The 14,850-nt window shown below is 60.8% G+C and carries 6 protein-coding genes and 1 pseudogene; 2 read left to right on the forward strand and 5 right to left on the reverse strand.

The genetic code is table 11. From position 1 onward, the window contains the following. The 5 genes from WEG36_01660 to WEG36_01680 form a co-directional block, all read right to left on the reverse strand. The coding region (locus WEG36_01660) for an O-antigen ligase family protein (protein MEX1256300.1) at positions 1–1,739 on the reverse strand (1,739 nt) is incomplete at its 3' end. 502 nt (positions 1,740–2,241) lie between these two features. Beyond that, positions 2,242–3,765 (reverse strand): amidohydrolase family protein, encoded by a 1,524-nt coding sequence (locus WEG36_01665; GenBank protein MEX1256301.1) that lies wholly within the window; start codon positions 3,763–3,765, stop codon positions 2,242–2,244. Further along, positions 3,752–5,446, reverse strand: coding sequence for a hypothetical protein (locus tag WEG36_01670; protein MEX1256302.1), 1,695 nt, complete (start codon positions 5,444–5,446; stop codon positions 3,752–3,754). The genes WEG36_01665 and WEG36_01670 overlap by 14 nt, the downstream gene beginning before the upstream one ends. Before the next feature lie 133 nt (positions 5,447–5,579). Further along, positions 5,580–6,368 carry a hypothetical protein gene (locus WEG36_01675; GenBank protein ID MEX1256303.1) on the reverse strand — a complete coding sequence of 263 codons (789 nt, stop codon included), beginning with the start codon at positions 6,366–6,368 and terminating at the stop codon, positions 5,580–5,582. A 1,107-nt stretch (positions 6,369–7,475) separates the two neighbouring features. Beyond that, complete coding sequence (locus WEG36_01680) at positions 7,476–13,796, reverse strand: SDR family NAD(P)-dependent oxidoreductase (GenBank protein MEX1256304.1); 6,321 nt, start codon at positions 13,794–13,796, stop codon at positions 7,476–7,478. A 406-nt stretch (positions 13,797–14,202) separates the two neighbouring features. Here WEG36_01680 and WEG36_01685 point away from each other — a divergent pair. Continuing rightward, positions 14,203–14,340 (forward strand): annotated as a pseudogene (locus WEG36_01685) (IS3 family transposase). Positions 14,341–14,394: 54 nt separating this feature from the next. Continuing rightward, complete coding sequence (locus tag WEG36_01690) at positions 14,395–14,787, forward strand: hypothetical protein (GenBank protein ID MEX1256305.1); 393 nt, start codon at positions 14,395–14,397, stop codon at positions 14,785–14,787. Positions 14,788–14,850 lie beyond the last annotated feature (63 nt).

A 14,850-nucleotide genomic window follows, 5' to 3' on the forward strand; every position in this document is an offset into this window, starting at 1 on the left:
ACCATCTTACTACACTCGCCGCCTATGTACCATAACTTATGGGGCGTAGCACTAGGTTCGCCTCCACTAACGACAGTCCCTCCGACAAGGCCCGCTAAACCGATGACCCCACCGATGTCATCAACAGACACTGGGCCAACATCCCGCTCAAGTGGTGGCGATTCCGGGAGGTCTTCGCACCGACCCCTGAGGTCTCGGACGATGGCCGCAGTGGGATACACCTCTCGTGCGACTGCCAGATGCGGGAGCGCGGCTTCACAGTCGCCCGTTTCCACCAGGACCATCGCTGAGAGAATCCGGACTCGAAAGTCCCCAGGAGCAATCTTAGCTGCACGCTCGAGGGCGTCTGCCGTCAAATGGCTTGCGTATGTCCAGGCAGCCCATACCTCGCGAATCCGAAAGCTCGACGTGAAAAGCCCGACCAGGACAAGGCCGGCCATCAGGGAGCGCCGAACGATTCCGGGGAGGCTTCTCGGTCGGGTCATCCTTAGTGTTGGCGCGTATGCTCCCACCAAGATGGGAACGACAAACCCTCCGATTGGGGTCTGGACGACGGGGTCAAGGACTCCGATGAGAACAATCGCAGTCAAAGTCGTGACGCCTGCGAAGGCATATGAGACCACGGGACTGGATTCCACCGCTATCTGCCGTGCCCAATGGATGAGAAGGACGCCACCAAACCACACCAATAGGAGGAATGAAAGCAACCCTCGTTCCGCAGCCGCACTCACCCACTCGCTCATCCCATATCGTCGCACCGGCTCGTGCCCAATTCCGAGCGTCGGATCGTTTTCGGTGGCGTAATACGGATAGTGAACACGCCAGTTCCCAGGCCCCACGCCCAGCATCGGATGATCGCGGATCATGCCCACTGTGTTGGCATACTCCACCAAGCGGCCCGCGCCCGATCCCGACCTGTGATCAAGCAGACTGGAGATTGAATCGCGATACGGAGTTGCCGACGTCCAATTGAGAGAATTGGGAGCCACCGCGGCCACTCCACCCCCGAGGCAAAGCAGTATGAATGAACCCGCGAGCCGGCGTTGCGTGGAGGGTGCCGGAAGTGGTTTGCGCAAAAGCATTCGACATGCCGTGAGAAGCATCGCGACGAAGAGAAGCGCGCCCAGCGCGACCCATGCGGCCCTCGTGCGTGAGAGGGCGAGGGCCATTCCCACGATTCCCCATGTGCTCATGAGCGCCATGAGCCCCCATCGGCCTCGAACTCGGGCAGTAAGAAGGGCCAATGTGGGGAGCCCCATCACCAGGAGGTGCGCCATCCGGTTACGGTTCCCCACTGTCCCTCCGGGTTGCCGCGTCGATAGCTGCAGGCCAGTGTATGCCTCCAGCAGGGCCGTAGCTAGGACGATCCCCACAGCACCTACCACTACAAGCAGGAGAGTCTCACGGAACCCCGAAGCCGCAAGTGAGCGCGACACCCAGAACAGCAACACTGATGCGAGCAGGCTTCCCGTAGCCGCAATGGCGTACCACGAGTTGACCGCCTGAGTGGACGATAAGACTGCCAAGAGAAGGATGAAGAGCAATAGAACGTCGGCCCTCTCGCCCGGATGATCCCGCGTCTCGGTCAGGCGAAACACTGCCGCTGCAGGCCCGAACACGGTGAGCACCAGGAGTTTCGTCAGAATAAAGTTGTCGGCACCGAGTGTCGGGAACTGGAGAAAGGTGACTACGGTTAGACACATCCCGAGCGCAAGGATCTCAAGACTGAGGGGTGGCACCGGACAGTTCGGACGTACGTGTCCCATAGCCCTTACTCAACGCTCAGCGCCGTCGGGCTCGAGCGCGCTCCTGAGAGAAGGCAGACCATCATGGCGTCCCCCAGCTCATTGTTCGTGCGCAGAATGTGACCGGGACATGGCTGGAATTCATTCAGGACGGTATCCTCGTGAGTGGTATTGCCGCAGCCACGGCCTTTGGCATCGGTGGGTCCGACTATCAGACAGCCTCGGGCTCCTGACCGCAGGAACGGTAGGACCTTTACGTTAGCAGGGCTCGTGCCACGTCGGCCGAAGCCGCAGCAGGCGGCGCGCAACCACAGCTCAGCGCAAGAATTTGTCGCAGTCCCAGCACACGTCTGGGGCAGCCGACCATGTCTGGACACCGTTCAGACCCACCGATCCGAAGAGAACTCGACTCCCCTTGGCGGAAGTCTGCTCGAGTTCTTGTGGCCGACAGCACCCTGCAGCCCGAAGGCCGGGATCCGAGCGGCTTCGGAGCACGTCACCTTAAAACCGCCGCAATGTCGCGCAGCATCCCATCGAGATCAGCCCTGCTGAGAATGCGCCCATTTGCAACGATCGCTTCAATCGTTTCTGTATTCCTGATGTCTGTTAGCGGATTCGCGCGGAGAATCACCAAGTCGGCAGTCTGACCGGCCGCCACGGATCCAAGTGAGTAACGCACTCCAAAAAACTCGGCTGGCCAGAGGGTGGCCGACCTCAGCGCGTCCAATGCGGTCAACCCTGCTCCCACTAGCGCTTGAAGCTCCTGATGAAGGCTGAAGCCCGGCACCACAAATGCAGTGGGGGCGTCGGTCCCCGCCAGAATTCGCACGCCTGCTTTGGACAGCTCTTGTACCATGCGCTCCGCCCAAGCATGGTTCGCTGGGTGAGGTTGCGGCTCATATGGTGCCCCGTCTTCCACGCGCGCGGCCGCCAACCAGCGCTCCTGAAGCTCGATCGGCATGTAATTCATCCAGGTTCCGAACTGCGGGTGAAATCTCGTGCGGGAGTTGTCATAAATTACCAGTGTGGGAACGTGCCACGTCTTGTACTGAGCGAACGCGGTGACGAGTCCAGCGCATTCTCTAGGGTCGAAGGTCTCCTGCGCCCACGGCCACTGCTTGGCGTGTATATCGGCTCGAAGGTCCATCCCGACGCCAAGTCGTGTCGCGCTGATGAGGTTGTCGGCCTCGCGCCGAATGGCGTCGGCTTCTCCCGAACATGCAACCTCGAGGTTCCTAAGATGCTCCACGCTTTGGATGCCGCCGTGTACGGCCTCAATTGCGTCCACCCTCAAGGGAATATGAGTCGCAACCTTCAGGCCACGAAGGGCAGCTTGGCCGAGAATTGCGAAATAGACATCCTCAGCAAGCATTTCGTATGCTTTTACGAAGTCCGCGCCGCTTCGCGCCAGCGAGTCAACTGCCGCACGTGCCTCCTCTACTGTCTCAATTTCCCAAGAAATACCTGGATACACAGATGGTGCTCCATCCAGAAGGACCCCCGCGCCAAATATGCGAGGTCCGACGATCCTGCCGGCATCAATCTCTCGTCTCCAGTGAAGAAGGGGTTCAAGCCCAGTCCCCATGTCGCGGATCGTGGTTACGCCGTTGGCGATCAAAAGGGGAAAGAAGTTCGTCGTCGCCGCCATACTCCGGGGGGTAAGGTGAACGTGCGAATCCCAGAGGCCGGGTATGACGTACATTCCCTCCAGATCGTAAACCAACGCACCCCGCGGCAAGTTCATCGTCGCGGTCGACCCGACCTCCTGAATCCTCGACCCCTTGATGAGGACCGTGTGGCCAGGTAGGACGGCGCCAGCTTCTACGTCCACCACGTTGGCGTGGGTAAGGGCGATAATGTCCCGTTCGGAGTGGGTCACGCGCCACGACAGAAGCAACGCTATTCCTAGCAGTCCGACGATCGCGGCGTAGCCAAGCTGCCGCCAAAGGCTGGCGCCCCTCAGGGTGGGCCCGTGCGTAAGCCGCCGAGCTTCTCGGCGGGTTCCCCTACTCGTTGTCATCTTCAAGCAGGGTCACCAAGGTCGCGGCTACCTCCCCCATCGTTTCCGGCCTGTTCGGGATATGCGGTTCGCCTTCAAAGATCTTGAAGTGCCCGCACGGCTCAGAGACAGCCGCCCCTCCAAGGATCCTTTCCAGCTCCGCCTTCCCCTGTGTCGGCGTCATGATCTCGTCTTCCGATCCCTGAAAAAGGACCGCGCAGACGCTCGTTCGTGGTTCTGGCACCGGCAACCTGGCTGGCGTCATCGAGAGAAGGACGACTGAGCGAATCGTGGGCTCCCGCGCAGCAGCCAATGCGACGATGGGAGCTCCCTGACTGATTCCATAGAGGACAATATCGTCGCTCTCGACGCCGATCTGTTCCCGGACGTGCCGATAGATAGACACAAGGTCTTCGAGCCTTGCAGCGTCTCCCCCGGGGGCGTTCTCGAGCGCCGCGCCGAAGCCGCGATGCCCACGGTAGACGACCAACAGAATGTCGATTCCCGATTCGAGAATGAACTGACGACGATGGTCCCACGTTGCCGGGACAAATAGACCGGGGCCGCCATAGACCGCGATGATCGCCTTCCGGCTCCTGCCCGGGGGGCGCTTGGCTTCCCAATGAAAGGCATGAACCGGCAGCCCGTCTGAGGACCTCACAGTCAACCAATTGATGGCCGCGGCGGCGGTATCCATCTGAATGGCAGACTGGGTCGCCGTCACGCCACTCCTGTCGGCCGTGTTCATCGCGTAGAGGGACGGTGGAGCGATCGGTGACTCTCGAACGGTGAATAGCGTGTCTCCTCTTGGCGAGACACCGCCGAAGAGCGACGATGAGTAAGACTCTCCCGGATCGGCTCTCGCGCATGACCGTTCGTCGTTGTTGCAATGGTATGTCTGTCGTAGAACTCCACGTCTGATGGTGAAGGCCACACCATTCTCCTCCGGGAGATATCGGGGTACTGTGACCTCCCCCTCCGGTGTTTCGAATCGATGGACGAGCACCCCCTCGAGGCTGACCTCCACCAACCGGACCCACTCCCCCCCATCTTCCCGAAATGCGACCAACAACCGCTTGCCATCGGCGGACCAGTCGAGATCGACGATTTCGCAGTCCGCACAGTCCCTCGCGATCTGTGTCGTCGAAGTCAGATTCCCGTCAGCATAAACCGAGAGGGCACCGGGGTCCTGGCGCGTAACCATCGCGATGCTGTCCCCCGTGGGCGACCAGGCAATTCCACCCCGAAGCGTGAGATCCTTTGCCACGAGCCACGGGGATGTGGGCTCGCTCAGGTCATAGACGTACAGATCACGTTCGCCGGGGATCTCCCGGCGTTCAACGACATGCGTGATGTGATCGCCGTCAGGCGACCACTTCGGCGTCGTGGTGATGGATGTGCCCGGTCCCTCCAGCGTCACCAGCGTATCGGCGAGTATGTCCCAGATCACGAGTTGATACAGTGATTCCTGGCTTCCGGCACCCTGCACGTACATCGCGATCCGGTCGCTTGTCGGGGACCAAGCTGACTGGAGGAAGCGGCTGTTGGCCCGGGAGAGTTGAGACGCGATCACCTCATGTGTGTCCCGGTCGATTACGACTCGCTGCTCCCCATCGAGCATGTAGACAGTCTGAAGTAGGAAGAATCCATCGGGCGAAACTCTCACAGGCTCAGGCGGCGTGCGCTCGGCGACCTCGAACATCCGACGGAGTTGTTCCGGACTGGTGTGGCGGTCTTCATCCGGCCCAGTACACGCACCCGTTACCAGCATCATCGCCACGATCGAATCAATGGATCGGCTAAATCGTCGTCTCTCCTGCCATCCCCCTGTCCGCTTACGCTGCATGGATCCTCCTCGTTCGAAGCTCCTGCGCCCATTTTCTGGAGCGGACCCGCGCCCACTCGTGCGCGACGTGTTCGCCAAGGGCGATCGCTTGCGGACCAACGAGGGCAAGGCGGGAGATGTGTGGCTCGGACGTCAGGTACTGCAGCCTCAAGGCGTCGCCAGTATCGAAGTAGTAGGGACCGATTCCGCTGAAGAAGAAGCCGACCTCCTCCGCAGCTGTGCACGCTTCCTCCACGCACTCGTTGGAAAGCGGAAGATCCAGATAAAGCGTCTCGCACTCGTTCTCATGAACTAGCTCGTCCACCAACTCTCGGAGTCGCTGCTCGATCTCCATTCCGATTGCATCAATTCGGATGAGGGCACTCCTCCACTCGCGAATCGGAATCACGGTTATGCAACTATCACCGTCCGCTCTAGCACCCGAGGAAAAGTCCACGTCGACATCGATCTGGCGATAAATGGCGCGAACGACCATGCGGTGACGCGAGGGCACCGCCGCGACAATCGTCGTGGGCTTTTTCATGTAGCGAAAGCAGGTCAGGAAGCTCCGGCGAACGCCCCCTTCCTCCGTACGGGAAGCACCGCCCGCTGGAGGCCAGGCCGCGAGGGCCAAACCGCAGGGCATTTCGGCCTCGTCAGCAACGAGTCGCTGCGGAGCAGGGTCGGTCGTGCTGAGTTCCGTTACTACTCCCTTGATTCCGATCTCTTGAGCACGCCCGTAGAGAAGGGTGGTAAGCCGCTCCAGCACACCTTGGCCGCGGTCACTTGGTCGTATCATGACCATTCCCATTTCCGCAACAGGCGCCCAACCAAAGATTTCGAGGGCCGCATGGGCAACGACGCTCCCCTCAGTGTCGCGCGCGACCACTGAGGTGAGCTGGCCCGAAGCGTTAAGCTGGGTGATTGCCGCCGGATCGTAGAGGCACGCACGCGGGTAGTCCGCACCATAAACGGAGCGAACACACTCTACTACTCCCCGGGCATCGCCGGGCAAGAACCGGTCTACATTGTAGATGGGTGGCATGTTAAAGCGGGGCCGGCTTAGAGGATTGTGCTAGCCGGACGGTCATCGCGATCATGCGCGCCGCGTCGAAGCACCGCACGACCCGGCGCTTCCCAGTATATGCGATTGCCGCCGCGTAGTCGGGGGATGGCGACAAATCTCCTACGGTCATTTCGCGCTGCCCGCTTTGTGCATTCGTAAAGTCCTGCCCGGGCTGTTCAGCGGTACGAGATTCGACTCCAGCGAGAGCATGGAGGAGGCCCGTGCCCGCAGCCTTTGCTGCAGCCTCGTTGCGGACCCAACGACGGTAGCGAGGGCGGAGCAGATCTGGCGCTACCTTCGGCGCGGCTCGCAGGGTGAACGGGAGAGACCGACTATACCCGGGACTGAGTTCCGAAAGCGCAGAGGGCAAATGCTCGACATCAATGCCCACGGCGCATCCGAAAGCAAATGCCAGTAAAACGATGTCATGCGAGTGGGAAAGATTGAACTCCAAATGGGGGGGCCCAGCATTCTTGCGCCTCGCTATTTCCGGTTTGCCGTATTGGCCAGCGGACAACTGGATCGCATCCGAAGTGGTTCGCACATAGCTGGCGAGAAGGACACGTAGGGCCACCCGCCCGGAAACGTACCTGCACCTATCCGGCTCGAACCGAAACGATCGGGCCCGCTCACGCTCCTCATCCGCAAACCACTTGGTTGACACCGATAGGTGGCTCGACAACTCGTGGATATGAACGGCCCACACGTGGATCTCGCTGCGCGATAGCAACGGAGGGCAACTGACAGTTGGCCAATGAACACGGATCTCCCGTTTCACCAGGCCCGATTGAGTAGCCGCGATGTACATCGCAGATCGGCTTTCAAGTACCGCTTCTAGTCTCACAGGCTTGCCATCATGCTCGGCTCACCCTGCGCAGATCCCTGAGCAACGAACCGCTTCATCAGCTCGTCGAGAATCGATTGAGCAAGCGTCCGTAGATTCGATTGCAGCTGAACCGAAAAGGCGCTGGATGGCAATCCCAACTCGTAGCGAATCCAGCTCGCCAGCTCCATGCGCATGAGCGAATCGAGGCCCAGGTGTCCGACCTCCACGTCGACGTCGATCGCGGCAGCGGGCACAACACGCAGTTTCGCCACGGTCTCTCTGAGCGCATCGAGTAGTATCACGGATCCGTTCTCCCAATCCTTCTCGATCCGGGCCCGAAGTGATGTCGCCGAGGGCTCAGCGGCGGCTGCATCCGAGGCCGCCATGAGGTTTCTGAACCGGCTCGCCGTCCGCCTGTGGTGCCTTCCGAGCGCCGTCCAGTCAGAGATAGTAACGATCACGTTGGTCAAATCACATTCGAGGGCATGTATCAGCAGCCCAGCGGCTTCGCGGGTGTGGAACGCAAAGCCACCTCTGGTCGCGAACGAGTCGAGGACGTTGGCGTCATAGCTCATCCCGGCATCGCTAATGGCTCCCCAGTTGATGGCGAGAGCGGGCAGCCCGCGAACCCGCCGCCACTGTGCGAACTCATCGAGAAAGCGGTTGGCGGCAACATAGTTCGCTTGCCCGGGGTTTCCGTTCGTTACGGCTGCGGAGGAGCACATCACAAAGAATTCGAGCTGCTTCCCCACGGTCGCATGGTGCAGATTCCATGCGCCACAGAGCTTTGGACGCATGACGCACACGAAATCCTCGCGGGTGAGATTGAGGAGCATAGTATCCTCGAGCACTCCTGCACTGTGGACGACTCCCCGGAGCGGAGCATCCGGAGCGTCCGCTACCTCCACGGCCGCTCGCACATCGGCCTCCTCGGAAACGTCGCCCGTCAGCATGATTACTCGGGTTCCCGTCTGTTCGATTTCCTTGAGGCGTAGCCGCGCCAACCGGTCCAGCTCCTTTCTGCGGCTGAGAATCACCACCCGCTTTGCCCCTAGCGAGCCAAACATCTGGCATACGCCAGCACCCAGGCCACCCAAGCCTCCTGTCACGAGGAACGTCCCGTTCGTCCAGCCGAACTGCTCACGTCGATGGACGATCGGATTCGGCACCGCGGGAAGCTCCTGTGCCGCGAAGTCGATGACCACTTTCCCGATATGTGTCCCCTTCGCCATGAAACGAAGCGCATCCTGCAAACCGGACGCGTTGAAGACACGCGCGGGAAGGGGCTGATAGACACCATCACGTACCTTAGCCAGTATGGACAGCAGGAGATTTCTCATCTCATCCGGATCTTCGCGCCATGTACGCGCCAAGTCGATTACATGGAAGCTGCCGTTTCGAGCGAGGCTTCCCAGCCCGATCAGGGTGTTCCTCGCGATGTCCCGCTTACCGATCTCGAGAAACCGCCCGCCGCTCCCCAAGCATCGCAGGCCGGCCCCTATCCCCTCGCCGGCGAGCGCGTTCAGCACGACGTCCACACCGGCTCCGTTCGTGTATTCTCGAATCTGGCCCTCGAAGCTGGTGGTTCGGGAATCCATCACGAACCGGATCCCACACTGCTCGAGGAAGGCACGTTTCTCCGGCGTTCCAGCGGTAGCGTACACATCAGCTCCCACGCGGAGCGCAACCTGGACGGCCGCAAGGCCGACTCCGCTGGCCGCCGAATGGATGAGACAACTCTCACCTTGCTGGAGGTTGGCGACACGGTGGAGGGAATATTCGGCGGTCGCGAAGGCCACAGGTATTGTCGCCGCGTCGACGTATGAAAGCGCAGCTCCGATCTTGAAGACGTCCCGCTCGGAAACGGCTACGACAGTAGCTAAAATCGCGGTATGCTTTACGACGACCCGGTCTCCCGGCTTGACGGACGTCACAGCGCTACCGACCTCCAGCACCAGACCCGCGCCCTCGTCGCCGAGTCGGAGCGCGTCTGTATCGTCAGCCGATGTCGGATATTCGTTCAACACCTTAAGGAGATCACGGAAGTTGAGAGCCGCGTAATGCACCCGGACTCTCACTTGGTCCGGATCGAGGCGCTTCGGTCGTCCATAAGCAAGGTTGACGCCGCCGATGCCACGCTCAGGCTGAAAGGTGGCTTCGATGACTTGGGAGGTCGGAATGGAGACTGGCTCGGGCTCGGGCGAGATAGCCCCAGAACCTTCTCGTTCGATCTCGCAGGTGTACCATGAGCGATCACGGCGTAGATACTCATCATGCTCGGGGCGGGCTAGAATTCCGTGGACGCCAAGAGCGAGCACTGCGGCCGCCGGATCCTCCTCGGGATCCAGATCGATCGTAAGCGCCTCGAACTCGGGAAGCTCGTTCGCCACGACACGGTTCAGGGCCCAAACGCCCGAATGGCCCAAGACTGGCTCGTTCCCCGGCGATACCCCGACGGCACCGTGGGTTACAACCACGACTCTCGCTCGCTCACGCAGGTACTCCCGTCGGACGAGATCTTGGAGAAGGTTTGCGTACCACCAGCTTTGATCGACACAGCTGTCGAGCGGGCTGTTCGTGCTGTCGCGCGCAGGAAAGAGGCAGATGACGCCATCGAACGGTCCCATCGTGCCGGCGAACGGATGGCCTAAGGCATCCCCCAGGTGGATGTCCTGGACGATGGTCGCCGTTTCCGTGAGCTCGGCTAACAGAATCCGCAAGTTTTCCTGCCCTCCCACGATCAACCAATTGCCGTCCGCGGTTTCCGGAGCGGCCGCGGGCAGTGACTCAAGAGGGTGCCAAGCCTCTCGATAGAGCCAATCCTCCAGTTCGAGACCGACGGGGCCCGTGTCAATAACGGTTCGCTCGAACTCATCCAGGCAAAGCACGAGCCCTCCGTCATTGTCGAAACACCTGATGTCCAAGACCGCCTTTCGACCATGTTCGTACAGAAGCCGTGTGTGGACCCAGACGCTCCGTGGCAACGGCCCAAGGACTTTCATCTTGCTTATTGCCGCTGGAACCCCAAGCCGCTGGCGGTGGCGGTGAGGCAGCGCTGATGTGCATGTTTGGAACACGCCATCCAACAGGGTAGGGTGTAGCTCGTACGCCGAGAGGTCCACTTCGAGTGCATGGCTGAGTTCGATCCGGGCAAGGGCTTCATTGCGACCTCGAAACAGCTCCCGAATCGTCTGGAAGGCTTCGCCGTACTCCATGCCGCGACGCCACGAGTTGTCATACCAGCCTTGAACATCCACGGGTTCGTCACATTTCGTCGATAGCTCAGCGAGATTGACCTGCTTTGGTTTCTGTTCGCATACAGGCTCCCAAATCCCTGAGAGATGCAACAATGGTGGCCTCTCGCTGGACGATTTACTGCTCGTCAACTCGAACCGACGGTCGTTCCGGTCGATCCGAACACTGAATTCGATAGGGTCGCGCTCCGCATCGATCTGAAGTGGGTTGTGCACGACTGCTCGCGAAATCGTCTGCACTGAACCTAACGCGCGTTTCAAGGCCGCCAGGGCCATCTCAATGAATGCCGCACCGGGAAAAATGATCTTGCCCTGTATCCGGTGAGCGCTGAGCCACGGAAGGAGATTGGGATATACGGAATGCGTGATGTAGTCGATGTTCGCCCGGAGATCTCTGGTAGCGTCGTTCCCGATCAACGGGTGTCCCGGCGCGGCAAGCCGGTAGTCTGAGGATGCCTTCGACTCATTCCAGTAGCGCTTGCGTTGCCACGGATAGTTCGGCAGCGCCACTGGTCGCACACCTGACCGCCTCAAGTTGGTCCACTTCGGTGAATACCCGCGCTGATAAAGCTGGCCGAGCGCCTTCAGGAGGGTCGCTTCGCCGGGAGCGTCCCTATATTGAGAGGCGGTATGGAACGGATTGTTTTGCCCGGTGCTGCGGACGACCTCCGATATGGCGTGGCGGAGGACTGGATGCGGACCGACTTCGAGAAAATCAGTGTACCCGCGCCTGACCAATGCCTCCATGGCACTGGCGAATCGAACCGGGTCGGTGAGATTGGAGCCCCAGTAATCCGCTTCGAATACCGACACGATGTCGCCCCGGACGCTCGACGCGTAGGGGATCTGCGGTCTGCCTTCCTCTTCGGTGACCTGAAGGAGTGCCTTGTAGTACTCAGAGCGGGCACGCAGCTCAGGCCCGTGAAATGCGACATCGACGTCGAGGATCCGAGTATATGCTCGTTCGCCGATCGATGTCGCGATCTCCTGGACTGCCTTGCAGTCTCCCGCGATGGTGAGCGACATCGGGCCATTGAAGGCCGCAATAGAGCAACCGTCCTCCTTCCCCTTCAGGTAGGGGAGGAGGTCGGCTTCGGAAAGTGCTATGGCCGCCATACTTCCTCGGCCCTTGAGCTTGTCGACGGCTCGAACACGAGCGTCTAGGATGGCGGCTGCCCAATCAAGTCCGTACGCACCTGAAGCATAGGCTGCCGCGATCTCGCCAACGCTGTGCCCAATGATTGCCGACGGCCGAATCCCTATCGATGCCCAGAGGTCGGTGAGTGCCATTTGCAGCGCGACGTTCCCGACCATCGATATGGACGTGTCGACGCCGATTCGGTTTGCGCTGGACCGATTCGCGAGTTCGTCGGCGATCGACCAACCAGATCGGGGGCGCCATTCTTCGTCGAAACGCTCGATCGACTGCCTGAAGGCGGGGAAGCGGGCGAATAGCTCAGCGCCCATCCTGGCGTGTTGAGGACCCATGCCGGTGAAGACGAATACGAGCTCAGGGCTGGCTAAGCATGGGTGCACTGGGGTCTCGGCCACCAAGTCCGCGGTTCGCTGAAGCTCCGAAGCCATGTCGGAGCGCTCGGAAGCCACCACAAAAGCACGGAAGTCGTGGTGCGTCCTACGCTCCGCCAGTGTATATGCGACATCCGCCATGTTCTCCCCACCCGACTTGACGAAGTCGCCCACATGGTTGAGTCGTTCGACGAGGGCCTCGGCTGACTTCGCAGAAATCGGAAACATGAGCGGATTTTCGTCCTCTGCCGTCCTGCTTTCCCGTATATCGTACCTCTCGAGTAGGATGTGTACGTTTGAGCCGCCGACGCCGAAGGAATTGACGCCGGCGAACCGCTTCTCCGCTGGAATATCCTCCTGACCAGTAACGACGCGAATCCCGATCCCCTCGAAGTCGATCGAAGGGTTGGGTGGCTGAGAGTGGATCGAAGGCAGGATACGGCCCCGATCGAGCATCAGGGCGACCTTTGCCACCGAAGTTAGCCCGGCGGCTGCCTCTCCGTGCCCGAAGTTTGATTTCACCGAACCCACCGCAATGGGCTCTCTCCGACCGGCCCGCGCCATCGCTTCGGCGATGGCCTGGCATTCGGCCAGGTCCCCCGCGGCCGTCCCGGTCCCATGCGCCTCGATAAAGCACAGGTCGTGCGCTGCCACGCCACCCGACTTGAGTGTGCTGAGGATCAGGGATACCTGCGCATCGTTGCTCGGCGCCGCCCACCCTGCCTCGTGATATCCGTTGTGAGAGGCAGTCACGGCGCGAATCATCGCATAGATGTGATCCCCATTCTCCTCAGCTGCGGAAAGCCGATTAACGACGAGGGCAACGACCGCCTCCCCGCGGCCGTATCCGTCAGCGTTGGCACTGAACGTCTTACAGCGGCCGTCGGGTGACAGCGTGCCCAGTTGACTGAAGCTGATCGACCCGGCGGGGTCGTGCATGTCGTTCGCCGCCCCGACGATCGCCGCTGAGCATTCCCCAAGCCAGATCGACTGACACGCTAACGCCAGCGCCGTTGCTCCCGTTGCGCATGCCGCGTCGCAGGAGATGCTGGGACCCGTGAAATTAAAGTGGTACGATAGGCGGTTCGCGCCCATGTAGTGCTTGCCGTCGGCCGCCGTGTATGCCCCGATCGTCGATCCATGACGGTGCTGAATGGTGCTGTAGTCGTTGCCCGAAAGCCCGACGTAGACGCCCATGCGTCGCTCCGTAACGCCGTCGACCGGGTATCCCGCATCCTCAAGCGCCTCCCAGGCGACTTCCAGAAGCATACGGTGCTTAGGATCCGACTGCGCCGCTTGGTCTTCCGGAATGGAAAAGAACAGGGCATCGAACTTGTCCGTGTCTTTGAGAAAAGCACCGCGTTGGGTCCTTATGCGCCCCGCTTGAGGTATTGGACCGCCATAGTAGGAACTACGCCAGCGATCAGGGGGGACCTCACCCGTCGCATCGCGTTCGTTTTCAAGAAACGCCCAGAGGCCGTGAGGAGATTGAACATCACCCGGAAGTCGCAGTCCGATCCCGACGATGGCTAGAGGCTCGTGGTGTTGGGGCATCGATGCCGTTCCCTGGTCGGGGCGCGAGAGCGCGTCTCGACTTCCGATACGCTAAAATGACCTGGCCGAAGGAACCCAGGCGCTTGGCCAGAGAGCAGGATGGACACGAATCTGTTTCCTCCGAATCGGAGTGGTACCAAACGCAACCGCCGTGCCAGACTCTCTCGGTGGGATTGAGCAGGTGGGCGCAGGACTTTCCAGTTAACAAAGCTTGCTAAGAGGAGTCCGCCCAAGTGTGCGGTGATTGTCCAAACATTGATTGAACGCCCGCCTCGGTCCTCGGTGCGCGATCACATGTAGCTGCGGGCGGAGGAACGAGTCAATCCCAAAGCTCGTTGAAACTGGAGCGACCCGAACCGCCCTTGGATACGTACCCGGAGACCCCCGAGCTTGAAAGGATGGGGTCATGACAAGAGTGAGGTACTCCCCGGAGGTACGGGAGTGGGCGGTGCGGATGGTGTTCGAGCACGAGGGAGCGCACGGGTCGCAGTGGGCGACGATCCAATCGATCTTGGAGAAGATAGGCTGTTCGAGGGAGACGCTTTGCAACTTGGTAGGGGATCGAGGTGCGGGAAGGTAGATTTGGAGGTCCTTCCTCGTGGCCCGGACCCGGCGCTTGAACCCGGCCGCGCTGAGCGGAGGAAGCGGCGAGCTCCACGCCTACCTGTCCACGGGAGGTTCAGGGGGATCGAGCCCGACGCCTCCGGATCCCTGGGTCACCCCGGAACAGGAGGTCGAGACCCCCTTCGTGAGCGTCCCGGGGCTCCTGCCCGCCGAATGCAAGTCGAACGAGGGCGCGAACTATCTCGAGATCACCGTACACGGAGATCCGGCAGATCCGCGGACCGACGACATCGTCGGGGATGTCGGAGCGCGAGACGCACCCGTGGCGAGCTGGGGGCTCCACCTCATCGACATGAATCTCGCGATGGGGAATCTCGTCGAGATCGCCCGCGGGCAGGGAGAAGCCTGGCTCGCCGCGCAGCGGTGAGGGGCGTAACGCTAAAAAGCGTGGCCCGGCGGAGGGGGTGGCCCTGTGGAGCGTGACTCCGTG

Source organism: Gemmatimonadota bacterium (assembly GCA_040882465.1).
GTDB lineage: Bacteria > Gemmatimonadota > Gemmatimonadetes > Longimicrobiales > Gaopeijiaceae > JBBEBG01.

What these genes read in the sequence shown, in the direction of transcription:
- WEG36_01670 (MEX1256302.1), bottom strand. Translation starts at nt 5,446, where the DNA reads ATGTTCGAGGTCGCCGAGCGCACGCCGCCTGAGCCTGTGAGAGTTTCG.
- WEG36_01680 (MEX1256304.1), bottom strand. Translation starts at nt 13,796, where the DNA reads ATGCCCCAACACCACGAGCCTCTAGCCATCGTCGGGATCGGACTGCGA.
- WEG36_01665 (MEX1256301.1), bottom strand. Translation starts at nt 3,765, where the DNA reads ATGACAACGAGTAGGGGAACCCGCCGAGAAGCTCGGCGGCTTACGCAC.
- WEG36_01675 (MEX1256303.1), bottom strand. Translation starts at nt 6,368, where the DNA reads ATGATACGACCAAGTGACCGCGGCCAAGGTGTGCTGGAGCGGCTTACC.